Annotated in this window: 28 protein-coding genes and 3 pseudogenes; 20 read left to right on the forward strand and 11 right to left on the reverse strand. The window is 33.9% G+C overall.

Annotated features, from left to right (window positions below; genetic code table 11):
* Positions 1 to 6 precede the first annotated feature (6 nt).
* A pseudogene (locus ACLBXA_RS17375) lies at positions 7 to 285 on the forward strand (DUF2690 domain-containing protein); the annotation flags it as partial.
* On the opposite strand, the pseudogene ACLBXA_RS17380 reads toward ACLBXA_RS17375, so the two are convergent.
* Positions 282 to 461: pseudogene (locus ACLBXA_RS17380) on the reverse strand (DinB family protein); the annotation flags it as partial. The pseudogenes ACLBXA_RS17375 and ACLBXA_RS17380 overlap by 4 nt on opposite strands.
* A gap of 205 nt (positions 462 to 666) precedes the next feature.
* Between ACLBXA_RS17380 and ACLBXA_RS17385 the strand changes: the two are divergent.
* Positions 667 to 1,122 (forward strand): DinB family protein, encoded by a 456-nt coding sequence (locus tag ACLBXA_RS17385; RefSeq protein ID WP_447617342.1) that lies wholly within the window; start codon positions 667 to 669, stop codon positions 1,120 to 1,122.
* 193 nt (positions 1,123 to 1,315) lie between these two features.
* Positions 1,316 to 2,353 carry a DUF4003 domain-containing protein gene (locus ACLBXA_RS17390; RefSeq protein ID WP_003309751.1) on the forward strand — a complete coding sequence of 346 codons (1,038 nt, stop codon included), beginning with the start codon at positions 1,316 to 1,318 and terminating at the stop codon, positions 2,351 to 2,353.
* An 83-nt stretch (positions 2,354 to 2,436) separates the two neighbouring features.
* On the opposite strand, the gene ACLBXA_RS17395 is transcribed toward ACLBXA_RS17390, so the two are convergent.
* The gene (locus ACLBXA_RS17395) at positions 2,437 to 3,201 is read right to left on the reverse strand and encodes a DUF817 domain-containing protein (RefSeq protein WP_000499382.1); all 765 of its coding nucleotides are present in this window, start codon (positions 3,199 to 3,201) and stop codon (positions 2,437 to 2,439) included.
* 268 nt (positions 3,202 to 3,469) lie between these two features.
* On the opposite strand from ACLBXA_RS17395, the gene ACLBXA_RS17400 reads away from it, so the two are divergent.
* The 5 genes from ACLBXA_RS17400 to ACLBXA_RS17420 all read left to right on the forward strand — a co-directional run bounded on the left by ACLBXA_RS17400 (position 3,470) and on the right by ACLBXA_RS17420 (position 7,549).
* Positions 3,470 to 4,504 (forward strand): FecCD family ABC transporter permease, encoded by a 1,035-nt coding sequence (locus tag ACLBXA_RS17400; RefSeq protein ID WP_079245788.1) that lies wholly within the window; start codon positions 3,470 to 3,472, stop codon positions 4,502 to 4,504.
* Positions 4,505 to 5,521, forward strand: coding sequence for a FecCD family ABC transporter permease (locus ACLBXA_RS17405; protein WP_000677264.1), 1,017 nt, complete (start codon positions 4,505 to 4,507; stop codon positions 5,519 to 5,521).
* A gap of 21 nt (positions 5,522 to 5,542) precedes the next feature.
* Positions 5,543 to 6,451 carry an iron-hydroxamate ABC transporter substrate-binding protein gene (locus ACLBXA_RS17410; protein WP_000728216.1) on the forward strand — a complete coding sequence of 303 codons (909 nt, stop codon included), beginning with the start codon at positions 5,543 to 5,545 and terminating at the stop codon, positions 6,449 to 6,451.
* Between the two features lie 219 nt (positions 6,452 to 6,670).
* Entirely contained in the window at positions 6,671 to 7,222 is a 552-nt protein-coding gene (locus ACLBXA_RS17415; protein ID WP_000178513.1) for a GNAT family N-acetyltransferase, read from the forward strand.
* A 99-nt stretch (positions 7,223 to 7,321) separates the two neighbouring features.
* Positions 7,322 to 7,549 carry a hypothetical protein gene (locus ACLBXA_RS17420; protein ID WP_017763453.1) on the forward strand — a complete coding sequence of 76 codons (228 nt, stop codon included), beginning with the start codon at positions 7,322 to 7,324 and terminating at the stop codon, positions 7,547 to 7,549.
* 72 nt (positions 7,550 to 7,621) lie between these two features.
* Here ACLBXA_RS17420 and ACLBXA_RS17425 read toward each other — a convergent pair whose 3' ends face one another.
* A complete protein-coding gene (locus ACLBXA_RS17425; RefSeq protein ID WP_000437992.1) occupies positions 7,622 to 8,947 on the reverse strand; it encodes an ArsB/NhaD family transporter in 1,326 nt (441 codons plus the stop codon).
* Between the two features lie 262 nt (positions 8,948 to 9,209).
* Here ACLBXA_RS17425 and ACLBXA_RS17430 point away from each other — a divergent pair, with 262 nt between their 5' ends.
* The gene (locus ACLBXA_RS17430; RefSeq protein WP_000407045.1) at positions 9,210 to 9,560 is read left to right on the forward strand and encodes a YojF family protein; all 351 of its coding nucleotides are present in this window, start codon (positions 9,210 to 9,212) and stop codon (positions 9,558 to 9,560) included.
* A 15-nt stretch (positions 9,561 to 9,575) separates the two neighbouring features.
* Entirely contained in the window at positions 9,576 to 10,238 is a 663-nt protein-coding gene (bshB2, locus tag ACLBXA_RS17435; protein WP_000439480.1) for a bacillithiol biosynthesis deacetylase BshB2, read from the forward strand.
* A 112-nt stretch (positions 10,239 to 10,350) separates the two neighbouring features.
* On the opposite strand, the gene ACLBXA_RS17440 is transcribed toward bshB2, so the two are convergent.
* The gene (locus ACLBXA_RS17440; protein ID WP_017763451.1) at positions 10,351 to 11,094 is read right to left on the reverse strand and encodes an SDR family NAD(P)-dependent oxidoreductase; all 744 of its coding nucleotides are present in this window, start codon (positions 11,092 to 11,094) and stop codon (positions 10,351 to 10,353) included.
* A gap of 814 nt (positions 11,095 to 11,908) precedes the next feature.
* On the opposite strand from ACLBXA_RS17440, the gene ACLBXA_RS17445 reads away from it, so the two are divergent.
* Positions 11,909 to 12,187, forward strand: a complete 279-nt coding sequence (locus ACLBXA_RS17445) for a hypothetical protein (RefSeq protein ID WP_000865002.1) — start codon at positions 11,909 to 11,911, stop codon at positions 12,185 to 12,187.
* 318 nt (positions 12,188 to 12,505) lie between these two features.
* Entirely contained in the window at positions 12,506 to 12,730 is a 225-nt protein-coding gene (locus ACLBXA_RS17450; protein WP_000390464.1) for a hemolysin XhlA family protein, read from the forward strand.
* A gap of 66 nt (positions 12,731 to 12,796) precedes the next feature.
* On the opposite strand, the gene ACLBXA_RS17455 is transcribed toward ACLBXA_RS17450, so the two are convergent.
* Positions 12,797 to 13,369: a DUF5823 family protein gene (locus ACLBXA_RS17455; protein ID WP_447617344.1), complete on the reverse strand. Its 573-nt coding sequence runs from the start codon at positions 13,367 to 13,369 to the stop codon at positions 12,797 to 12,799.
* 381 nt (positions 13,370 to 13,750) lie between these two features.
* Between ACLBXA_RS17455 and ACLBXA_RS17460 the strand changes: the two genes are divergently transcribed.
* Together ACLBXA_RS17460 and ACLBXA_RS17465 are read left to right on the forward strand one after the other, a co-directional pair.
* Positions 13,751 to 14,950: a multidrug effflux MFS transporter gene (locus tag ACLBXA_RS17460; protein ID WP_079245786.1), complete on the forward strand. Its 1,200-nt coding sequence runs from the start codon at positions 13,751 to 13,753 to the stop codon at positions 14,948 to 14,950.
* 549 nt (positions 14,951 to 15,499) lie between these two features.
* Positions 15,500 to 16,891 carry an amino acid permease gene (locus ACLBXA_RS17465; protein WP_001284408.1) on the forward strand — a complete coding sequence of 464 codons (1,392 nt, stop codon included), beginning with the start codon at positions 15,500 to 15,502 and terminating at the stop codon, positions 16,889 to 16,891.
* Positions 16,892 to 17,007: 116 nt separating this feature from the next.
* On the opposite strand, the gene ACLBXA_RS17470 is transcribed toward ACLBXA_RS17465, so the two are convergent.
* Positions 17,008 to 18,027: a zinc-binding alcohol dehydrogenase family protein gene (locus ACLBXA_RS17470; RefSeq protein ID WP_000643781.1), complete on the reverse strand. Its 1,020-nt coding sequence runs from the start codon at positions 18,025 to 18,027 to the stop codon at positions 17,008 to 17,010.
* Positions 18,028 to 18,214: 187 nt separating this feature from the next.
* Between ACLBXA_RS17470 and aiiA the strand changes: the two genes are divergently transcribed.
* Positions 18,215 to 18,967 (forward strand): quorum-quenching N-acyl homoserine lactonase AiiA, encoded by a 753-nt coding sequence (aiiA, locus tag ACLBXA_RS17475; RefSeq protein WP_000216598.1) that lies wholly within the window; start codon positions 18,215 to 18,217, stop codon positions 18,965 to 18,967.
* A gap of 40 nt (positions 18,968 to 19,007) precedes the next feature.
* Here the strand turns inward: aiiA and ACLBXA_RS17480 are convergent, their stop codons facing one another.
* The 3 genes from ACLBXA_RS17480 to ACLBXA_RS17490 form a co-directional block, all read right to left on the reverse strand.
* Positions 19,008 to 19,502 (reverse strand): hypothetical protein, encoded by a 495-nt coding sequence (locus ACLBXA_RS17480; protein WP_000901705.1) that lies wholly within the window; start codon positions 19,500 to 19,502, stop codon positions 19,008 to 19,010.
* Positions 19,503 to 19,591: 89 nt separating this feature from the next.
* Positions 19,592 to 20,056, reverse strand: a complete 465-nt coding sequence (locus ACLBXA_RS17485) for a DMT family transporter (RefSeq protein ID WP_000965812.1) — start codon at positions 20,054 to 20,056, stop codon at positions 19,592 to 19,594.
* 13 nt (positions 20,057 to 20,069) lie between these two features.
* The gene (locus tag ACLBXA_RS17490; protein ID WP_136804218.1) at positions 20,070 to 20,516 is read right to left on the reverse strand and encodes a DMT family transporter; all 447 of its coding nucleotides are present in this window, start codon (positions 20,514 to 20,516) and stop codon (positions 20,070 to 20,072) included.
* Positions 20,517 to 20,624: 108 nt separating this feature from the next.
* On the opposite strand from ACLBXA_RS17490, the gene yeiL reads away from it, so the two are divergent.
* From yeiL to ACLBXA_RS17510, 4 genes are all read left to right on the forward strand, one after another.
* Entirely contained in the window at positions 20,625 to 21,317 is a 693-nt protein-coding gene (gene yeiL, locus ACLBXA_RS17495; RefSeq protein ID WP_000754833.1) for a transcriptional regulator YeiL, read from the forward strand.
* A gap of 15 nt (positions 21,318 to 21,332) precedes the next feature.
* Positions 21,333 to 21,692, forward strand: coding sequence for a glyoxalase superfamily protein (locus ACLBXA_RS17500; RefSeq protein ID WP_000632390.1), 360 nt, complete (start codon positions 21,333 to 21,335; stop codon positions 21,690 to 21,692).
* Between the two features lie 194 nt (positions 21,693 to 21,886).
* Positions 21,887 to 22,930 carry a flavin-containing monooxygenase gene (locus tag ACLBXA_RS17505; protein WP_000882898.1) on the forward strand — a complete coding sequence of 348 codons (1,044 nt, stop codon included), beginning with the start codon at positions 21,887 to 21,889 and terminating at the stop codon, positions 22,928 to 22,930.
* 329 nt (positions 22,931 to 23,259) lie between these two features.
* Complete coding sequence (locus ACLBXA_RS17510) at positions 23,260 to 23,508, forward strand: hypothetical protein (RefSeq protein ID WP_000666947.1); 249 nt, start codon at positions 23,260 to 23,262, stop codon at positions 23,506 to 23,508.
* Positions 23,509 to 23,544: 36 nt separating this feature from the next.
* Here the strand turns inward: ACLBXA_RS17510 and ACLBXA_RS17515 are convergent.
* Positions 23,545 to 23,859, reverse strand: a pseudogene (locus ACLBXA_RS17515) (serine hydrolase domain-containing protein); the annotation flags it as partial.
* Positions 23,860 to 23,897: 38 nt separating this feature from the next.
* Between ACLBXA_RS17515 and ACLBXA_RS17520 the strand changes: the two are divergent.
* Complete coding sequence (locus tag ACLBXA_RS17520) at positions 23,898 to 24,179, forward strand: hypothetical protein (RefSeq protein WP_000397727.1); 282 nt, start codon at positions 23,898 to 23,900, stop codon at positions 24,177 to 24,179.
* Between the two features lie 28 nt (positions 24,180 to 24,207).
* Here the strand turns inward: ACLBXA_RS17520 and ACLBXA_RS17525 are convergent, their stop codons facing one another.
* Positions 24,208 to 24,498 (reverse strand): DUF3784 domain-containing protein, encoded by a 291-nt coding sequence (locus ACLBXA_RS17525; RefSeq protein ID WP_000171767.1) that lies wholly within the window; start codon positions 24,496 to 24,498, stop codon positions 24,208 to 24,210.
* Between the last annotated feature and the right edge of the window lie 5 nt (positions 24,499 to 24,503).

Consider the following 24,503-nt stretch of genomic DNA (forward strand, 5'->3'; position numbering starts at 1 on the left):
AATTATATGAAACTTTTAAAAAAGACGAGTGCATGTTTATTGCTATCTTTACTCGTTGTAACTAGTATGTTTAGCACGATTAATAGCGATAAAGCATATGCAGAAGATCATTCATATGATGGGAAAAGTCCTTATTATAATAGTTGTGATCAATCCGCAGTAACGAAAGAGAAGAAATGGATAGATTCAAATTCTTATGTAGAATTAAAATTTAGCACGACGTGTAAGACGGCTTGGGCGAAAGTTACTGTAACTCGTCCAGCAGTTTATAATAACGAAGCTGATCCAAGCCAGTATCGGTAGCAATCGGCTACATGAATATGCGTCTTTATAATGCTACCGCTCCCGAAATTAGGAACAGTGCTATGTAATTTTTCTAGTGGGATTTCTTCCAAAAACGAAAATAGAGTTTCTCTTGTAGAGCTAATAAGATCATATTGTTGTTTTAAAACATGTAACATGTAATTGACACTCCTCTATTATTTACTAAACTAACTGTGTAGTAAGTAATTCTATATTTATTAGGGGTGAACCTTTTAATTATTTTTACTAAGCATATTAGATGTTTTTCTTAATCGTTTCTGATAGATTAAACAAGGTGAAACGTTAATAAGTTGAACATTCTTAGTTCATAATAAATTGTACATCAAGAAGGGGAACGATAAAATGAATAGACTAGTGGGTTTAAAACAATTTGAAATAACGCGCGGGGCGTTACTTAAATTTATGGAAACGTTAGATGATAAAACTGCGGATACGCAGCCAGAGGGTTTTAACAATACAATTCGTTGGCATATCGGTCATGTGTTAACGGCAGCAGAGGTTTTCATGTTTGGAAAAGAATTCAAACAATTACCAACTGAATATCCAGGTATGTTTGGGTATGGATCACGACCATCTAATTGGAAAACAGAAGGACCATCGTTAGAAGTATTAACGGCTCAATTAAAAGAACAAGCAAAACGTATTAACGAAATTCCAGCAGAAGCATTTGAAAATAAACTGCCAGAGCCATTCCTAGGATTGGAAACAGTAGGGGAGCTTTACGGTATGATGCTTTATCATGAAGCTGATCATATTGGGCAAATGAAAGCGATGGAACGTATTATTAAAGCTCTTTAGTCTTAATTGCATATAACAAGCAATACAGTTGTAATGTTAAATAATATATACAAAAAAGGTAGATAAATTATTATCTACCTTTTTTGTATAACTTCGTGAAGGATTAGGGATTATCATCGTGGTGCTGATGAAGAAGGATTAGAGAATTTTATAATTTTTTAGGTTGTGATTATTAATTGTAGTATTCCTAAATATGGAATATAAGTATAATGATAGAGAAGAACTAGAAATAGGGGTGAATACTATGATTACATTAGAGCAAAAGTTAGAGCAATATAAACATACATATGTACAGTTAAAGGGAGAACTAAAATGGAAAACGAGTGATTCTCGAACAGGAATGATGATTGCTGCTATGTATGCAGGTAGTGATAAATTGTTTAATCTCGAACGTTTTTTAGAAATTAGTAGTTATATTAAGAATCAGGTAGGGATGTTTTCATACTTAAAGTCTTATCATCGTTTTGTAGTGGCCGCAACATTAGATATTCACTTTACAGATTACAAGAAAGCTTTTCGGACGTTTTTAGATTTATATGAACAATTGGTCACTAGTGGCTTTAGCCGGAGTATATTTACTTATCTCGCAGCAGCTGTGCTTTTAACAGAAGAAAATGAACAGCATGGCGCGCACATTCAGCGTTCGATGCAAGTATATAAACGCATGAAAAAGGATCACCTCTTTCTTACAAGTACAAATGATTATCCGCTCGCGGTTTTATTAGCAGGACAATCAGAGAATGTAGAAACACTTATGGATCGTGTAGAACGTCTGTATCAGAAACTAGCGAAAGCTGGTTTGCGTAAAGGGAATGATCTTCAGTTTTTAAGTCATATTCTTTCACTAAAGAAGGATGTCCGTGAAGAAATGTTAGTTGCAACATGTACAAACATATGGAATTTGTTAAAACAAGAAAAGGTAAAAGTGAAACAGATGCATTATCCAGCAATCGGGCTACTAGCGTTACTTGAAGATGGAGAAAAAGAGATTTATGCTATTAAAGCGTTGATTGAAAAACTGCAGGGGGAGAAATTATTCCGTTGGCATGCAGATGCGAATATTCTTATTGCTATTCAACTGTTCGTAAGTCAGAAAGGTGAGGAAAGTAAAGCTACCAACACAGGTTTACAAACTATGATAGAAGTCCTCATACAAGCACAACAAGCAGCTATGATGGCAACGATTGCCGCTTCATCTGCAGCAACATCTTCTGCTAGTAGTAGCTCATAATATGTAACTACTTTAATAAGGAAGGTAAAAAAGCCCATCACTTTCTAATGAGTGATGGGCTAACTATTTTTACATAATCAGCATTATTTTTTCGACTCTTTCAAATGTTTGAGTTGTGTAACAATCATAATGCTAATAACAACGAGTAAAAACCATGAACTAATTTTGCTTAAGTGAACGAGATTCCACGCTTCCCGTTGATTTGGATATTGCCATGCTCCGAAAAATGTTGCGATGTTCTCTGCAATCCAAATAAAGAACCCAATAAGGAAAAAGGAGAGAACGAGTGGCATTTTATATGTAACGCCTCGTAATGAAAATTCTACAAATGTCCGAAAGAAAACGATGAATAAAAGTACAGTTAATACCCATCTAAAGTCATATAGAAAATGATGTGTGAAAAAATTAAAGTAAATCATAGCGCCTAGCGGTATAGCAAAAATAGCCCTCGGCCAATGGTACATTTGTAAATGTAATCTTCTCCACGCTTGGCATATGTAACTGGCAACACTTGCATACATAAAGCCACTGTAAAGTGGAACTCCAAAAACTTTTGAATATGCCTCTTCTGGATAACTCCATGAACCGAAATGTACTTTATATATTTCTAGTAAAAGCCCGATAAGGTGAAAAACAGTAATTACTTTTAGTTCATCTTTCGTCTCAAGTCCAGTCTTATACATAATCCACTGCATAAGAAGACATACGATGAGTATGAAATCATAGCGGTATAACCCTGGGATGGAAATGATTTTTGATAGGGCTAGTGTTAAGAAAATAACGACTGGGAATAAACAGGATAATGCTTGCTCGTAAGTGAAATGTAATAGTTGTTTTATATAGAACATTGTATCTCCTTTTTGTTAGAAAAATCAAAATAATGACTAAGTATACTACAATTTAAAAAATAAACCAGCAGTCTATTTTGCATGTATTTGTAAGTTTTAGAAAGGAATTGTAATAAGTATTTTAATATTTAACAAATTAAAAAAATAGTTTGCTATTTTAAAAAAGTGAGGATATAATTTCTAAATAAAAATGATAATTATTATCAATAAATATTATAAAATAAAAATAATTATAAAAATCAACTGAATATAAAGGATGAAATGAAACATGTTACATAAGTCTGCTGTATATGCTGGCAATAAGCACATGAAACATATTAAGTTCATATGTTTCATGTGCTTATCAATTTTATGTTTAATCGGATCTATATTTTTAGCTATTGCATTCGGTGCAAAGGATATCCATTTGCAAACCGTATGGACAGCGGTTTTTGATTATAATCCGAAATTAACGCAGCACCAAATTATATATGAATTAAGGCTCCCAAGGGTAATTGGAGCAGCAGTTGTAGGAGCAGCTTTTGCGGTCGCTGGGGCTGTTATGCAAGGAGTAACACGAAATCCTTTAGCTGATGCAGGTGTGCTTGGCATAAATGCAGGTGCGATGTTTGTAGTAGCACTTAGTTTTTCCTTTTTTCCGCATATGCCATATTCCTATTTAATGATTGTCTCTTTTATTGGAGCGGTTTTAAGTACAGTACTCATTTTTATTATCGGATCGGCCACATCAGGCGGATTAACACCAATGAGGTTAACGATTGCTGGAGCGGTTATGGCAGCGCTTTTACATTCATTAAGTTCAGGTGTTGCGATTTATTATGATTTAAGCCAAGATTTAGCGTTTTGGTATGCTGGTGGTGTTGCAGGGGTTAAGTGGGAACACTTGAAATTTTTAGTCCCTATTATTCTTATAACGATTATTTTTGCGACAATGCTAGGGAGATCTATTTCACTCATATCAATGGGAGATGATGTTGCTACAAATTTAGGAGTGAAAACGAACCGAACGAGAATACTAGGGATGATTATAGTAGTCATTCTTGCAGGTGTATCTGTTTCAGCTGTTGGTTCTATCGGATTTGTAGGACTCGTTATTCCGCATATTGCTAGAAAATTAGTTGGTGTTAATTATCGACTCATTATTCCTATGTCAGCATTATTAGGTGCTATGTTATTAGTTTTAGCTGACCTAGGAGCAAGAGCAGTAAACCCTCCTAAAGAACTTGCGATAGGAATTATGGTAGCTCTTGTTGGAGTTCCGTTCTTCCTCTATATAGCACGTAAAGTTGGGAGGGAGCTATAAGTGAAGGGTCTTATTAACACAGATAAAAAAAGAGCCATTACTGTAACTACAATATTCGGTTGTATTGGTATCGCTGTCATTTTACTTAGCTTAAATACAGGGACACTTAGTATTGCACCGCTCAAAGTAATTCAAACGCTTTTCGGTTATGGTGATTTTGAAAGTGCAACCGTGCTATACGATTATCGTATGCCAAGAATTATAATCACAATGTTAGCTGGTATTGGCCTTGGGATTTCCGGTGCGATTTTACAAGGATTATCACGTAACGCACTTGCAGACCCTGGTATTTTAGGATTGCATTCAGGTGCATCTTTCGGGCTAATTATATTTGTTACTTTCTTTCATTCTATTAATGAGAATGCATCGATTTTAATACCGTTATTTACATTTGGTGGGGGAATACTAGCTGCATTTTTAATTATTATACTTGCGAGTGATCGATCAAAAGGTTTACTTCCTATTAGACTTATTCTCGTTGGTATTGCTGTTTCAGCTGGATTTAGTGCGATTTCGTTATTTTTCTCTCTCAAGTTAAATGATGAGACATATACATTCGCTTCCAGATGGTTAGTTGGTAACGTGTGGGGAAGGGATTGGATTCATGTCCTTGCATTATTACCTTGGATTTTCATACTAACCCCGTATGCATGGCTAAAATCTAAAACGTTAAATGCATTGTCACTAGGTGATAGTGTGGCAGCAGGACTTGGTGTTTCTGTTCAAAAAGAACGGTTACTACTTTTAGCTACAGCGGTTGGATTATCTTGCGCGAGTGTATCGATGGCAGGAGGAATTGGTTTTATCGGTTTAGTTGCTCCGCATATTGCAAGAAAGTTAGTAGGTACTACGTATCAACATTTTCTTCCTTTAGCTGGCATTATCGGAATGATTATTTTAGTGCTAGCAGATACGATAGGTCGTTCTATATTTGAGCCAAACTCTATTCCAGCTGGTGTAGTAGTGGCAGCTTTAGGAGCACCGTATTTTCTTTATTTACTTACAAAAACAAAATAAATACTTCAAAGAGGAGAACATATGAAAAAGAAACTTACTATTTTATTTAGCATGATGTGTATTTTAGTATTAGCAGCATGTGGTCAAACGAAAGCTAATGAAGAGGCAACGAAAAAAACGGAAAAAAGTAATGACCCAAAAATTGCTTCAATGTCTATTCATTTAACAAATGATTTACTTGCATTAGGAATTACACCAGTAGGTTCTGTTATTGGGGGAGATTTAAAAGATTTCTTACCGCACGCTAAAGAGAAGTTGAAAGATACGAAGAAGCTTGGTGTTGTAACAGATCCGAATATGGAAGCGTTACTTCAATTAAAGCCAACTGACATTTATGTTGATGAAAAATATGCTGGTAAAGATGTAGCGAAATACGAAAAAATTGCAAAAACACATTCTTTCAATTTAGATGAAGGTACGTGGAGAGATCATTTAAAACAAGTTGGTAAACTTGTAAACCGTGAGAAAGAAGCAGATAAATATATTCAAGATTACGAAGAGCAATCAAAACGAGTAAAAGGTTTAATAGATAAAGAGCTAGGTAATAACGAAAAAGTAATGGCAATTCGCGTTACTGCAAAAGAATTGCGTGTATTTAGTACGAAAAGACCGATGGGACCAATTTTATTCCAAGACTTAGGGTTACAGCCTGCAAATGGTGTAGAGAAAATTGATGGAAACCGCCCTTTCGAAGTCATTTCACAAGAAGTATTACCTGACTTTGATGCAGATGCGATTTTCGTTGTTGTAAATAGAGATGATAAAGCAAAAGCAGCATTTAAACAACTTCAAGAAACGCCAATTTGGAAAGACTTAAAAGCAGTTAAAGGCAAGCACGTATACATTATCAATGATCAACCATGGCTGGACTATTCTGCTTTAGGAAACAAAATGGCAATGGATGAAGCGGAGAAAATGTTTACGAAATAATATAGTTTTGCTATTAGGAAAGGCCCTCTAAATTTGGAGGGCCTTTCTATTATTGTTAGAATAAATAAAAAATTATACAATGAAGTTAATTCAATATGGAGGAGATGTGCCAATGTCAGCGCTTATTGTAAGTATCCCGTTTATAAAGCAGTTTATGGAACTAGGGGATAAATGGGCTGAAACAATTATCCCCATTATGTAATAAAGGGGGATTTTGAAATGACAATGAATCTTTTTCGAAATAAAACGATTAAATTATCAGTTATGAGAGAAAAAGATGTTGAATTGATGGCTATGTGGCAAGAGGATAGTGAGTATTTAAGAAATGTAGATACAGATGTAGCATTCCCGCAATCTTTAAATGAAATAGCAAGTGATGGGCTATTAAAAGGACGGAGATCGAATAGTGTTTCTTTCATGGTAAGGACAGTTCAAGAAGATCGCTTAATTGGTTTTGTGGCGATTCATGGTATAGAGTGGAATAACGGAACAGGTTTATTAGCTATTGGTATAGGAGATGCGAATGATAGAGGAAAGGGATATGGGAAAGAAGCAATACATCTTATTCTAAAGTATGCTTTCTATGAATTGAATTTACACCGCATCGGTCTTGATGTTATTTCGTATAATAAACTTGCCATTGCATTGTATAAAAAGATGGGTTTTCAGATGGAAGGCTGTATGAGAGAAGCGGTTCAAAGAGATGGGAAGTGTTTTGACCGTATGATTATGGGGATATTGCGGGATGAATGGATAGAGCTGCAAGGTTAGAAAGTACATTCGAAATTATATATGTAGTATGCAGGAGATATAATGGTAATTGGCGAAAATTTACAGTGTATTGATTGAACTTATAAGGAGTCATGTGAGATGAACTTAGAAAAAGAAAAGCCAGTAAATGAAGAGGTCGCCGAATTAAAAGAACTAATTAAAGAGTTACACGGAAGTGTGCACCAACTTCAAAGTGAAGTACAGCAACTAAGGCACGAAAGACCAGTTGTTGAAGTACGAAAGGGTGTTCAACTATCACCAGCAATCGTTGGACAAATTGGTGGTATGATATTAGGTGGGTTAGCAATTATCGGTATATTTTGGTGATGAAAAAAGGTTTGCAGCACGGATGCTGCAAACCTTTTGTATTTGACGATATAATTTCATGCAATACAACTTTTACATTAAATAACGTAAATATATATAAGCATGTGATAACAAGAGTGCAACAATAGTTAATGGTAAACCAATTTTTAAGAAGTCCATATAAGAGAAGCCATGTCCTTCACGTTTTGCAATACCAGCAACGACTACGTTTGCAGATGCTCCGATTAGTGTTCCATTTCCTCCTAAGCAAGCTCCAAGAGATAACGCCCACCATAGTACTTCGATTTGCGGAGAATCGACAGATAGTCCGAGTCCTGTAGCTAAGTCTTGAATAAGAGGAATCATCGTTGCGACAAATGGGATGTTGTCGATTGTCGCAGATGCGATGCCAGATACCCATAAAATAAGTATAGCTGCGAATCCGATGTCACCGTTTGTTACATCGATTACTTCTCTTGCAAGTGAAGAGATAAGTCCGATATCAATTAACCCGCCAACGAGAACAAATAATCCGGCGAAGAAGAAAATGGTAACCCATTCAACGTGGGCAAATACATCTTCAATATCATGTTCTTTCACGCCGATTAACATAAGAAGTGTAGCGCCTGTCATCGCGATAACAGCAGCGTCTACATGAATAATCGAATGAAGTACGAAGCCTAAAATTGTTAGTCCTAAAATCGAAATAGATTTTAAAAGGAGGCTTTGATCTTTAATGTAATCTTTTTCGTTTAATGCCATTAGTTTTTCGATTTGTTCAGGTGTTGTTTTTAGTTTGTTACGATACATGAAGTAAATAATGCCAAGTGTCACAATAGAAATAATAATTACGATTGGAGCTAAGTTAAGTAAAAAGGCGTTAAAGTCTAAATGTTTGTTTGCTGATCCAATCATAATATTAGGTGGATCACCGATTAATGTTGCTGTTCCACCTATATTTGAAAATAGCACTTCTGAAATCAAATAAGGCACAGGATTTACTTTTAAAATACGTGTAATGGATAATGTAACAGGAACGATTAATAAAACGGTTGTTACATTGTCCAAAAATGCTGATCCGACAGCGGTTAATAGGGATAGTAATAATAAAATGCGAATCGGTTTTCCACCAGCTGCTTTTGCCGCTTTAATGGCCACAAATTCAAATACGCCTGATTGACTCGTAATATGTACGAGAATCATCATCCCGATTAAAAGGGTGATCGTTTCCCATTGAATATGTGATGTGAAAGCGGTATGTAAATCTACAACTCCAAAAATAATCATAATAGCAGCACCGAATAGTGCGATTACAGCACGATTCAATTTTTCAGAAATAATAAATCCGTACGTGATTAAAAATACGGCAATTGCAAAATAATATTGCCAATTTGCTACTTCATGTGCTGATTGTTCCAATCATGTCACCTTCTTTAAAGTATGTATTCAATTGTCGAAATGTATCTCGCTGCAATAATGCGGGATAAAATATATTGTAGCAAATTCAAAAAAGAAAGAAAACTATTTAACGAAGTGAAGGAAAAAATGTATTTTTTACATATCATATAAAAAATATAAAAAACGCAGTGCAAATTATTAGGAAAAGTGAGCGTTGTCCTCTAATATAGAGATAGCAATTTACATTATTTTTGCGTAAAATGGTTTAAAGAGGTGAATTCCGATGGAAATAGTAAAAGATAGTTCTCTTATTCAAAATGAAATTGAACGTTTTGTAAATAAAGATGTATATATTCATTTAGAAACGACAAACGGAGCATATGCATCACACATAAATGAAAAGATGATGACAGTTGGTGCTTTCATTCGAAATGCGATTATCCGTTTTGAACGCGGGAAGATAACTGGAACAAATCCATACCGAGTTGGTCTGAAAATGGATCACGGTTGGGTATATGCTGAAGGTATTACGCACTGGGAAGTAGACGATCAAGAGCGTTTATTATTAGCTGGACATGATAATTTAGGTCGTCTAGCAGTTGCACTTGAGTTAAGCTTAACACCATTTAAGTAAGAAGGAGGGAAACTTATGGAGAGACATGTACTTGTTGTATTTCCGCATCCAGATGATGAAGCATATGCTGCGGGAGGAACAATTCGCTTATTAACAGATCAAGGAGTACCTGTAACATATGCATGTGGTACTCTAGGACAAATGGGACGTAACATGGGTAAGAATGTATTCGCTAACCGTGAAACGATTCCACATATCCGTGAGAAAGAATTGAAAGATGCTTGTGAAGCGATGGGCATTAAAGATTTAAGAATGCTTGGCTTCCATGATAAAACGTTAGAGTTTGAAGATGTTGATTTTGTTGCTGACAAAATTGAAGCAATCATTCAAGAAGTAAATCCATCTCGAATTATTACATTTTACCCAGAGCACGGTGTACATCCAGATCATAATGCATTTGGCCGCGCTGTCGTTCGCGCTGTATCACGTATGCCAAAAGAAGAGCGCCCAGTTATTCATGCTGTTGCGATTACGAAAAATCGTGAGGCAGTATTAGGAGAACCGGATGTTGTAAATAACATTAGTGAAGTATTTGATCATAAATTAACTGCACTAGGTGCGCACCGTTCACAAACAGAAGCAATGCTTGAAGACACGCATGCAAAAATAAAAAATAAAGATGCAGCAACATTAAAATGGCTGCAACTTGAACAGTTTTGGACTTATAAATGGGAGTAGGCTAGAAGGATACCTTCTAGTTGCTCTTACATAGAAAAAGCGCCGTCACTTGTGATGGCGCTTTTTCTTGTTGAAGACTATATATTTCTTAGGGGGCTTCAAAATTTTAAAATTAACGTGCAGTATAGCCTCCATCAACAAGAAGTGTTGTACCGTTAACAAAACTAGCATCATCACTTGCTAAAAATAAGACAGCTTTAGCGACTTCTTCTGGTGTTCCAAGTCGGCCTTGCGGATGAAGTGAAGCTAAATATTCTTTCTGTTGAGGATTAACACTACCAAGTAAAGGGGTGTCAATATAACCAGGGCACACCGCATTAATACGTATTCCATATTTAGCGTAGGCAGTACATAAATTTTGAGTTAATAGTTTCACGCCACCTTTTGCAGAGGAGTATGCTGTTGGGGTAGGTAATGAAACAAAACTATGAATCGAACCAGCGTTAACGATGACACCACCTGTACCTTGTTTAAGAAATTGTTCAATCGAATATTTATCAGAAAGGAATACCCCAGATAAATTAATATCAATAGTTTTTTTCCATTTTTCATAGGATAATTCGTTTGCTGGTGCATCATCAGCAACGCCGGCATTGGCATACATAATATCTAATTTACCGTATGTACTTACAGTCTCATGAATTAGCTGTTTAATATCTGCTTCTTTTGTTACATCGGTTTTAATAAATAACGTATTATATCCATGTGCATTCAATTCATCTGATAGGTCTTTTCCACGTTCAGAAAAGTCAGCAATAACTACTTTTGCACCTTCTTCGATAAAAAGACGAACGGTAGATTCGCCAATTCCACTTGCACCACCAGTTATGATTGCTACTTTGTCTTTTAATTTCATATAAACCTCTCCATTCATCAATGAATTTAAGTCGAATTTTTAAATTTTGTTATTAAACTATCAACCTTAAATAGTAAGTAGATAGAAGAAAAAGCTCGCGTTTACTTAATCGTAAAAGCCCGATTGGTGAGGGCTAATAATCAGTGAGGGATGAACAAAACCCCCACTGATTAAAGTTTTACTTTATTGTACTTTTTGATACAGTGATGGATGAAAATATTAATTTGGTCAATTTTATCATTAGATTGAATATTTGGTAAAGAGCTCTCGAAAAGAGCGAGTGCCGATGCTGAAAAATTAAAATAAACATTCAGTATTATTTGTAGGGTAAGGAACAAAGGGGAGAGATGCATAACGAAAAATACTATGCTAGTTAAATAGGAAAAAGCCTTGCAGGGGGGCAAGGCTTTAAACAGGGTATTAAAAATTATTGATTTATTAAGAATAACTTCTTCTTGTGAATAAACTAATTTTAGCATGATAACTCATATATATGTGTTACGAATTTGTGAATAAAAACTCAATGATAAAAGTATGAGTGCAAGGAAATAATGTATTTGAAATATGCATTATTACACAAAGTTCAGTTGAAATAGGGAGGGAAATAAAAAAGCGCAATGAGCAAAATAATTAAAAGACGAATTATACCAAAGATTAGTGGAACGCCTAATACTAAATTACTTTTTGCATTTAATTCTTTAGAATTGATTTTTAATAATGTATGTGAGAAGCGTATATTTTGAATTATTTAATAGAATAATATATATTTATATTGATTTAATGATTTTAGTTTTTTAAAAATGGGGAAATGGATATGAAGGTTAAATTTGCCGTAATAAAAGATGAGAACTTTGATTGTAGTTTATTGGAAACAAAATTATTGAAAACTTTTAAAGAAGTAGATTGTGAAGCAGATATTGTAAAGGTTGAGGATGAAATTTTTGAAAACAATGATATACAAATGCATTTGTCAGAAATAACCATTAATGTTACTGGGAAAAATATCGGATTTAGATCCGTTTCAGCCAGTATATTTATTGTTCTAGAGAGTTTATCAATACAGCTATTTCGTATTCATATTAGTATACTTTAAGCAGTTCAAAAAGTGGATTCTTCAGAAAATCATACTGATTATATTGAGTTGTAAATATGAAAATAATAGAAATTATCGTAGGTGCTCCCGAATGTTGGATTGCACATTGTTTGTTGTTAAATAAACAAGGGATACTTTTTCTAATTTGAACGTATCTTAACGCTAATTTATAAATAGAAGAATGGAAACATGTGAGTAATTCAATTAAAATGTACAAATAATTTGGTACGCGGATATACGGAATGTATTCACAGGTAAGAGGGTTGTCTCATAATATATATAGATTTTTCTATTAAGATGAACAGAGGGTGTGAATATATGGAAGATGTTTACGCTAAAATTGACAGTCTCAAGGCGGAGCAAAAAGAAATTATGCGAGACATTCGAAATTTAGAAACGCGTACCACTATTAATGAGAAAGACATAGCAACAATCAATAAGCAATTAGAAAAAATAAGTACAAACACAACTTGGATTTTGCGAATTATTATTAGTACGATAATAATGTCAGTTTTAGGATTGATATTAAAAGGAATGATTTAGTCTTGTGAAATAGAACAATATAAAAGAAAGAGGGGAGCTCCCTCTTTCTTTTATATAAATGAGAAGCTATAAATTTTCCGTTTCCGTTTCCTTTTCATCTGCATATTTTTCCTCTAAAGAAATTAATAGAGGAATGGATACAGTTACTAGAATGATTAAAGTAGTTATAAAAGATTTAGAAAGAGAAAAAGAACCTTCAATGAAAGGTGATAAAAACTTGAATGAAAGTATACTTGTTATTAAGGAAATTACTAAAAAGCTAAAAAGAGATATATTTTTATTCTTTATAGATGTCTCTATAAAGTCTTTAACACAGGTTATTACGACAAATATAGTTAATATGATAAGAGACACAAAATAATGTGTTAAATTCGTCATACTAATAGTAGGGTCTTCTATTATGTAAGCAAGTAACTTAGATACTAATATTCCTCCAAACAATAAAATAATAAAAGCAAGTAATCCTTCTGATATATAAGTGCTGAAATTGTCTTTCTTGTTAAAGAGTTTATAGTTTAGAGTAGATTGGGTTATTTGAATTAGGAATAGGGTAATAATCCATACATAATATACAAATGGTAATTCTCCTGAGAATAGAGAAATTAGAAAGTTTACTACTGTCCTTAAAATTTCAATCATTACGAAAGTCCTCCTACTTGTTCAGCTTTATGACATTAGGAATATATGAGTATATCATTTTATAATTAGGTTTATATATTCAAACTATTTCTAATTATTCCATAATAAGGTGGTTATATCAAGTAGTTATCTTCTATGGCGTGTATTAGTTGTTCACTAATATAGTTAATACTAGAAAAATAAAAGTAATATGTAATATAATTGAAAAAGTATATTTAAAAATCGATGTTAATATTACCCTCCTATAAGTATTAACATACGTAATTGAGGTGTTTTCTTTGTTGTTTTATGACCGGATTTCTATAATGGCCCCTCCTGTTCCATAGCTTAGGAAAGTCTTTTTACTTCTGAGATTTTCAAAGTTATAGGAGGTTATGAAAAATGAAAAAAGTCTCGGTACCATCACTTTTGTTAATGATTGTTCTTGTCGCATTTCCGCAAATTAGTGAAACGATTTACACACCATCTTTACCAGACATTTCAAAGGCATTACAGGTAAGTAATAATGAGGTGCAGTTAACACTTAGTGTGTATTTTGCTGGATTTGCGTTAGGTGTATTTTTTATTGGCTGGTTATCAGATATAATTGGTCGTCGCCGGGCGATGTTACTTGGAATTGTCGTATATGGCGCTGGGAGTTTCTTGTGCTTTATTGCAAATTCCATTGAAGTTTTATTGCTAAGTCGTTTTATTCAAGCGTTTGGAGCAAGTGCAGGATCCGTGGTTACACAAACGATTCTTCGGGAAAGTGTAGATGGGCATAAACGCCATGTTATGTTTGCTCAAATTTCGGCAGTCATTGCTTTTACACCAGCGATAGGCCCGCTAGTTGGGGGCTTTCTTGATCAAATGTTTGGATTTAAAATAGTATTTTTAAGTTTAGTTGTTATGAGTGTCGGGATTTTTCTGTATACGTTTGTTTCTCTTCCAGAAACAAAAACAGACTCAGTGACAAATAAAATAAATGTCTTTTCAGTATTGAAAAGATTAATTACAAATCCGAAAGTAGTAACATATGGGCTATTAATTGGAGGAGCAAATGGTGTTTTATTTAGCTATTATGCAGAAGCACCGTTTATCTTTATCGAATACTTTCAGTTATCACCCAGTACGTATGGATTTTTAGGAATTGTTGTTGCGTCTGCTTCTATTGTTGGAGCGAAAGTTTCAAAACGTTTACTGGTTACTTATAAGCCAGAGAAAATTATATATATCGGTTGTCTTGTAATGACAGGTGGAGCAGTCGTTTTATCCATTATTACTTCAGTTGGATCAAATCCAAATATAATATATATGATTGGATTTTTAGTAGCGATGTTTATATTGCTATTAGGAATTGGAGTAGCGTTACCTAATTGTTTAAGTTTAGCATTAGTAGATTTTCAAGATGTTATTGGTACAGCTGGTGCATTGTTTAGTTTAGGGTACTATATAATTGTAACGGTGACAATTTTGGGAATGAGTCAGCTGCATACAGGCTCGTTACTGGTGATGCCACTTTATTTTCTGGTTATTGTAGTTATTATGATGGTGTTTACTAAAGTGTTTATTTTAGGTAAACAAACTTCAAAAGCAATTTAAATATGAAATGGTAAAAGGGTCTCATTAAAAATGAGACTCTTTTATATTTTATGCCTCAAAATTGGACTGGACTAAAGAAGTTAGTAATTTATTAATATATTAAATTTCTGATTGGTATATGAATCTAACGTTTGGGAAATCACGTTATCAACTATGAAGATTGAAGTACATGAGATGTGAAACCGAGGAAGAAATGCCATCCTTGGTTATTTATATTGTAATAATATTCATACCGGAATCATATTGAATAGATGTATTTTATTGTTAATTTAGTTAAAAATTAAGCAGGCTTATGTATAATAATTTATTGAAAAAATAATTGAATTTTTCAGATTAATAAATTAATATAAGGTAAGTAATTTTAAGATTTATAGAATATTGGAAGATGAAGGTTTTGAGAATTTTATTAGGAGCACAAAACGATTTTAGGATAGCTTTAAAGCTAGTGTAAAATGACGTTTGCTTCATCATTTTCAGGGCCGAAAGGAATTAGGGGAAAGCATCTTGTTTTAAAATGCGGCTATGAATCATCTAAGAGGGGGAAGTGAAGTGGCAAACAAAGAATTGAAAAGAGGTTTAGAAGCACGTCATATTCAAATGATTGCTTTAGGCGGAACAATTGGTGTTGGTTTATTTATGGGGTCAGCCAGCACAATTAAATGGACAGGTCCGTCAGTAATGCTTGCTTATGCAATTGCAGGTATTTTTATCTTCTTCATTATGCGTGCCATGGGAGAAATGTTGTATATGGAGCCAAGTACAGGCTCATTTGCGACATTCGGTCATAAGTATATTCATCCGCTAGCTGGTTATATGACAGCGTGGAGTAACTGGTTCCAGTGGGTTATCGTTGGGATGTCAGAAATTATCGCGGTTGGAGCGTATATGCAATATTGGTTCCCGGATTTACCAGCTTGGATACCAGGTATAATTGCCATGGTCATTCTTGGTGCAGCTAACTTAATTTCTGTTAAGTCATTTGGTGAATTTGAATTTTGGTTCGCGATGATTAAAATTGTTACGATTCTATTAATGATTATTGCGGGATTTGGTCTTATTTTCTTCGGAATTGGTAACGGTGGAGAAGCGATTGGTATATCTAATCTTTGGTCAAATGGCGGTTTCTTTACAGGTGGTTTTTCAGGATTCTTCTTTGCATTATCACTTGTAGTTGGAGCATATCAAGGTGTGGAATTAATCGGGATTACTGCTGGTGAAGCGAAAAATCCGAAGAAGACACTTACAAGAGCAATTCAAAGTACAATTTGGCGTATTTTAATATTCTATATTGGTGCTATTTTCGTTATTGTAACTGTGTATCCGTGGGATCAATTAAGTACAATTGGTAGCCCGTTCGTAGCGACTTTTGCGAAAGTTGGTATTACGGCAGCAGCTGGACTTATTAACTTCGTTGTAATTACAGCGGCAATGTCTGGTTGTAATAGTGGTATTTATAGTGCTGGACGTATGCTTTATACGTTAGGGATAAATGGACAAGCACCAAAATATTTCACAAAACTTTCTGGAAATGGTGTACCTTTATTTGGTACAGTTGGCGTAATTATCGGTTTAGCGGTTGGTGTTGTATTAAGCTATATTGCACCGAAAAACTTATTCGTATATGTATATAGTGCGAGCGTACTTCCTGGTATGGTACCATGGTTCGTCATTTTAATTAGTCAAATTCGTTTTAGAAAAGAAAAGGGAGCAGAGATGAAAGATCATCCGTTCAAAATGCCATTTGCTCCTGTAACAAACTATTTAACGATTGCCTTTTTAATTATGGTATTAATCGGAATGTGGTTTAACGATGATACTCGTATTTCACTAGTTGTAGGTATTATTTTCTTAGCTATCGTTACAATTAGTTTCTATGCTTTTGGAATAGGGAAGCGAGCTCCGTTAGACGTTCAAAACAATAAAGAGATTTCAAGTAAATAAAGAAAAGGCTGTTCATCTGGAACAGCCTTTTCTTATTGTTGATATAATTTGATTTGTGATAGATATATTTGAAAAATCGTTGATATAATTTCACATACTATCTGTCACTATCATGATTAAAATTTCTCTAATACGATTTTCCCGATGGTACGTCCACTTTCAAGTAGTGCATGTGCCTTCTTTAAGTTTTCAGCGTTAATCGGTGTTAATGTTTCATTTAAGGTAGTCTTTAAAATGCCTTCATCTAGTAGTTCGCTTACTTTATTTAATAGTTCGTGCTGCGTAATCATATCGCCAGTTTCATACATTGCTTTTGTAAACATAAACTCCCAAACGAGTGTAGCACTTTTACTTTTTAAAATACCCATTTCAAGAGGGTGTTCATTTTCTACGATAGAGCAAATTTTGCCTTGTGGTTTAATAAGGTCACATATTGCTTGCCAATGTTGATCTGTATTGTTTAAGCAGAAAATATAATCTACATCGCTGAATCCAAGGCTTTGTAATTGCTCTTTTAAAGGGGCATGATGGTCAATTGTATGGTCAGCTCCAAGCTTTTTAACCCAGTCTATCGTTTCGCCGCGGGAAGCAGTTGCAATTACATTTAGTCCAGCCCATTTCGCCAGTTGAATTGCAATTGAACCGACACCACCAGCTCCGCCGATAATTAAAATGTTTTTAAATGAGTTCGTATCTTTTTTAGTATGATCAATGCCTAAACGTTCAAATAAACCTTCCCAAGCTGTAATCGCTGTTAAAGGAATTGCGGCAGATTCAGCATCATTTAACGTTTTTGGTTTCTTACCAACGATTCTTTCATCAACTAAATGATATTCACTATATGTACCTTGTCTCGTAATGCTTCCAGCGTAAAACACTTCGTCGCCTTCTTTAAATAACGTACAACCTTCGCCCGTTTGTACGACAATACCACTCGCATCCCAGCCGAGTATTTTTGCTATATCTTCTTTTTTATCTTTCGGAGAGCGAACTTTTGTATCAACTGGATTAACGGAAATTGCGTTAATTTTAACGAGTATATCTCTTCCTGTAGCAACAGGTCTTTCAACTTCAATATTAATTAAACTGTTTTCTTCTTCAATAGGTAAGTATTCATGTAAACCAATTGCTTTCATTTCTATTCCCTCCATTAAAGTAAGAGTCATTTACTCTTTTATTATAGATGGTGAAATGCCATTATGTAAAAAAGTACACTCTTTTTTATTTATGCTGGTATGAAAGTGTGGAAGGAGTTTATTTCTAAAAAGCAGAATTTTTTATTGTGTTACTTTATCTTAAATTAAATGTAAAGGTGGATACATAATGACAGTAAAAAAGCTTTATTTCATCCCAGCAGGTCGTTGTATGTTAGACCATTCTTCTGTTAATAGTACGCTCACACCGGGAAATTTATTGAACTTACCTGTATGGTGTTATCTTTTGGAGACGGAAGAAGGGCCTATTTTAGTAGATACAGGTATGCCAGAAATTGCGGTTAATAATGAAGGTCTTTTTAACGGTACATTTGTTGAAGGACAGATTTTACCGAAAATGACTGAAGAAGATAGAATCATAACTATTTTAAAGCGTGCAGGGTATGAGCCAGATGATCTCCTATATATTATTAGTTCACATTTGCATTTTGATCATGCGGGAGGAAATGGTGCTTTTTCGAATACGCCAATCATTATACAGCGTGCTGAATATGAGGCGGCGCAATATAGAGAAGAATATTTGAAAGAGTGTATATTGCCGCATTTGAACTACAAAATTATTGAAGGGGATTATGAAGTGGTACCTGGTGTTCGGTTATTGTATACACCAGGACATTCGCCAGGGCATCAGTCACTGTTAATTGAGACAGAAAAATCCGGTCCGATATTATTAACGATTGATGCATCTTATACGAAAGAGAATTTTGAAGATGAAGTGCCGTTTGCAGGATTTGATTCAGAATTAGCTTTATCTTCAATTAAACGTTTAAAAGAAGTTGTGGCGAAAGAGAAACCAATTATTTTCTTTGGTCATGATATAGAGCAGGAAAAGGGATGTAAAGTGTTCCCGGAGTATATATAGTGCAAAAAGTCATGAGCTCGCGTGCTCATGACTTTTTCGTTTAAATAATTTTTTTAAATAAATTATAAACTTTTTTTGAACTATCTTCGTTTAACTGATAGTACGTAAGGTTTACATCATCAGGAGTATCTTGCTGAGCAATCATCACTTCGCTGTTGTGATGATCAACTACCCATATGAAATATTTTTTATAAGTTCCATCTTCGAAAGTAATCCACATATCACAATCTATTAAATCTGATCCTTCCTCATCCAATGTTAATTTGCCTTTTTTTGCGGTATTCATACTGTTAATAAACGTTTTTAACTCATCTGTTTTTGTGAGAAAGATATCCTTTTTTGTTTTAATTGATTCGACATGTATATCTTTTATTTCCTGTTTTCCTAAAAAAACAGGAGGCTCATTTGGATCTCGGGAGCTTGAAATAATAGTAGCTTTCTTTTTCGGCTTATTTGCAGTATACAGATCTTGAATAGATTTTCCCGAGTTTACAAACCATACAATTCCAGAAATAATTAATACGCTACCTAACAATAAAATAATTTTTTTAATAGGATTTTCTCCTCTCTATTACTTTGTGTGAAGAGCTTTTCTATTAATATATGATAGGTAAGCGTAAAGTATTATAGTTGAACTTGGTTATGCTTCACAGTTTTTATCGGGCGATCTATGAGTAAATTGTAAGTGAGCCCAATTAATACGAAAATGCCACCGATAACTTTACCGATAGAGAGTTCATTTGTCAGGAAGAAATCAATAATAGTCCCCGCAAATAATTGTCCGATAAAGATGAGTAATGTTAAATAAAAGGCTGATATTTTAGGAGTAATATAGTTGGATAATGAAATAACGATAACGCCTACTAATCCGCCTAAGTACACGGCGATAGGAATAGATTGCAACGTATGAATAGGGATATACAATGAATCTGAACTGAAAATTAAAAATAACATAGAGAAAAATAATCCAGTAATATAATTGAAAAACGTGCCTTCCCAGTTTCCAATTTCCTTTGCTAAATTCGCGTTAATAATTCTAGCAACGACGATAGAAACACCAGCTAAAATAGCGATCGTAATATATAACATATTTTTGCCCCCATTAATAAATTGTCATGATAACAATCCCAGAAGAGATGAATGCTAATCCAACTAGTTTTTTCTTTTCAAACTTTGCAACTTTCATTCCTAATAAGCCGAAATGATCAATAACGATGGAAGCAATAGATTGACCGAGTAAACTTAATGCGATCGTAATAGAGGCACCGAGGACGGAGAAACTTATATTATTAAAAAGAACAGTGAATACTCCAATCGCTCCAGCGCTATATAAAAAAATCGGAATACCTTTATCGAAATGAATTTTATGTTTGTTTAAGATTAAAATGAAGATAACTGCAATTAAACCGACGAGGTGAATGACAACGCTTGCTGTATACTTCCCAATTAACTCGGATAAAATTCCATTCAATGGGAGCATAACGGCGATGAGCACACCAATAAAGACAGAAAGAAAGTTATACAATGTAATATCCCCTTTATATTTCATATTTGTAATGACTGTATCATGCTGAAATTGTGTATTGTTATGACATATGTCATAGTGGAAGAAGAAAATTTTAATTACAATGGGGATGAGTTGTAAAGGTGGGGGACTATGAAGAAAGTATGTAATTCTATTAAACTAGCAGAGTATATGAAGAAAAATAATATTGATTCATTTTTTAGTCATGATATGAAGCCATATATGGAACTTATATTTTTTAAAAAGAATGAGTTTATTTGTAGAGAAAATGAAGAAATAGAGTATTTATTTTTCTTCGTTGAAGGAAAAGCGAAAGCGTTTAATACATTAAGTAACGGGAAATCTGTATTGCTATGTTTCTATGATAGTTTGCAGCTGTTAGGAGATGTTGAGTTAATTCATTCTCAAAAGACTGCTTCAAACGTACAAGTAATGGCAGATTCATATTGTGTTGCTTTACCTTTAGGAAAAGTGAGAAATCAGCTATTTCATGATGCGAAATTTTTAAGATGTATTTGTGGATCGTTAGCACATAAGTTAAATCGACTTTCAAAAAATAGTACAATTAATTTACTATATCCACTTGAAAATAGACTTGCAAGTTACATGTTAGCAGCAGGGGAACGAGCGGTGCAGCACGGAAATCGAATTGTGTTTAGTGGGAATTTAACGGAAACAGCTGAATTGTTAGGAACGAGTTATCGGCACCTATTACGTACATTAAATATTTTTTGTGATAAAGAGATTATAAAGAAAAACAATGGTTGCTTTGAAGTAGTGAATGTGGATGTTTTGAGGGAATTGGCTGCGGATGTTTATAAATAGGAGATGAAGTTATAAATGATTACACCTATATTTAGAATTTTTGATATTGAAAAAGCAAAACTATTTTACATAGGTTTTTTAGGATTTAAACTGGATTGGGAACATCGGTATGAGGAAAATATGCCATTATATATACAAATTTCGTTAGATGATACTGTGATACATTTATCAGAACATCATGGTGATGCCTCACCAGGTGGTACGATTCGGATCAAAATAGATGATGTAAAGGATTATCATTCTGTATTATTAAGTAAAGAATATGCTTATTCGAAGCCGAATATAGAAAAAACACCTTGGGGTACAATTGAATTAACTGTGATTGATCCGTTTTTAAATAGAATTATATTTTATGAGGAAAAATTGTCGGAGTAGAAAGGATTCATATACAAATATTCATGGGTTAAGTAGTGTAGTTACGTGGTAAATGTAATGAAGAGTAGTTCATAAAGTAGTGAACTGCTCTTTTTCATGTTGTTAAACAGATTGAATTATTGAAAAATAAATCGTATGATAAAATACATGAACAAATGAGCATATATTCATTTGTTGTAAGGAGGAGGGAAAAGATGTTAGATGCAATCATTGTTGGAGCTGGTCAAGCGGGATTGACAATAGGATACTACTTGAAGCAGGCAGGATATAATTTTTTATTACTCGAGGCAGGAAACCGAATTGGTGATTCATGGAGAAATAGATATGATTCTTTGCGGCTCTTTACACCGAGTGAATATAGTAGTTTACCAGGTAGGATATTAAAAGGAGCAAGGAATGAATTTCCACATAAAGATGAAATTGCAACTTATTTAGAAGAATATGCAAGACATTTTCAATTACCGGTACAATTACAAACGGAAGTTCTAAAAATAAAGAAAGAAAAAGAAATATTTGAATTACATACTCCTACAGAAATTTTACAAACGAAAAAAGTTATTATCGCATCAGGTGGTTTTCAGCATCCATTTATTCCCTCAGTTTCAGCAAATCTTTCACCACATATTTTTCAAATACATTCATCACAATATAGATCATCATCGCAAATTCCACAGGGGAAGGTACTTGTAGTAGGTGGCGGAAATTCAGGAATGCAAATCGCAGTAGAACTTGCAAAAACGCATGAAGTTACGGTGTCTATTAGTCATCCCTTAACGTTTTTACCGTTACAACTTTTTGGAAAAAGTATTTTTAATCTGCTAGAAAAAGTGGGTTTATTGTACGCTGAAATAAATACAAAGAGGGGAAGATGGTTTCAGAAGAGAAAGGACCCTATTTTCGGTTTTGAAGGTAAGAAACTTATTCGTAATGGAGCAATCAAACTACAAGAAAAAGTAGTAAGTGCATCAGGAAATAACATTATGTTTCAGAATGGTGATATTTATAGTGCAGAAAGCGTTATATGGTCAACTGGTTTTGTTCAAAATTATAATTGGATTGAAATTGAACAGGCAGTGAATGAAAAAGGATTTCCTAATCATATAAAGGGAGTTAGTCCAGTAAGAGGATTGTATTATATCGGATTGCCGTGGCAATCTCAAAGAGGCTCTGCGCTTATTTGTGGTGTAGGAAAGGATGCAGTATATTTGCTTTCTGAAATCAAAAAAATAGATCAGTAGCAATAACTACTGATCATCCATATGTACATGAATTAGGAGAGGTCAAACATTTATTAACTTTATTATAATAGATTTTCATAGAATTAAAAACTGAAAATTCAAATTTCGTGTTGAGAAAGTTTTTTGTATCGAAATATATGAAAAAATAGGGATTTTCATCCCACATTAACGGACAGTAAGGCCTCCACTGATTAAAGTTTCACTTTATTAAAAGGAAAAATGATATTTATATTTTAGTAAATTATGATATAGTCTAAATAAGTGTGTTTTTCCATAAATGTAATTATTTTCATTGTAGTTTCGTTTATATAAGGGAAGGAGAAGTAATTATGAAGTTTGATGATCAACGCTTACTAGGAGTCCGATTAGGTTCTGTACTTGTGACAGAGGAAAATCAATATTTAGTAATTAAGAAAAAAGATCATTATGCACTATTAAATATACATAATTTAGAATGCACTCATGTTGAAGTGCAGTTAGAACATTTGGAAGAAATGTTACATGAAGATTTCCAGGAAAGTATAACGGAGATTATCGCACCAGAACATATAAAAATTGTTGCGAAAAATGTTATATAGATAAAGAAGCTGGAAGGAACAGCTTCTTTATTTTCATTATAAGGATAACGTTTTTACAACCTCACCAATGATCCCTTCCATTTGATGAACACCTAAATCGGAATTGGTCATAATAACAGCGCCATTCCCGCAGTATGGATAACAAACCATCATACATTGAAATCCGACGCCCCATCCGAGTGAATAAATCTGTAATTCTTCATTAGAATCATCTAGAAAAACACCTAATCCAGTCCATTTTGAGCAACCTTGAGGAGAAATCATGTCTAGTACTAATTTTTGAGAAAGTTTTAGTTTGCCCTTTCCTTGTAAGGAATGAATGATTTCAATGACTAAAGCTGATAAGTCAGTGAAATAAAACAAATGAAAGTTAGTAAGGGGGAACATTCATGGAATTCTGGATGGTTATACCGATAGTAGCCTTTGGATTCATTTATATCGCTGAAAAATTAACTACAATTGAAAAGAAAAATGATGCGCGTTTAAAGAGAATTGAAGATAGATTACAATTAATTACGAAAGAATTGGGAATTGTAGAAAGAGAACCTGAAATTAATAAAGAACTACGCCAGCTTGTAGAAGAAGGCAAAAAAATTACAGCAGTTAAGAGAGTAAGAGAAGCTTTTGGTTTTTCCTTACTAGAAGCGAAGCAATATGTTGATAAATTATAAAAAAGATCACCCATTTGGGTGATCTTTTTCACTGCACCATGCGTGTATTTACATAAGCCGCGATTATAACGTGTCCAATTATAATGATAGGAAATAAGATTTTGGCATTAGGAGTAGTGAAGACACTACCGATTGTCGCAATGACACCAGCAATTAAATTATAAAGACCTACTATTTTTGATAGTGTCACTTTATCAAGCACGCGGCGTTCGTTGAATCCTGATAAGAGGCAAGTGTATTGTTTTACTCCGATGAAATAAGCTAGTGCAAATGAAATGATTGCTACTATGAATAATGATGGTGAAGCGAAGAGAGTCATTGCAA

This window comes from Bacillus sp. D48C (assembly GCF_053345735.1).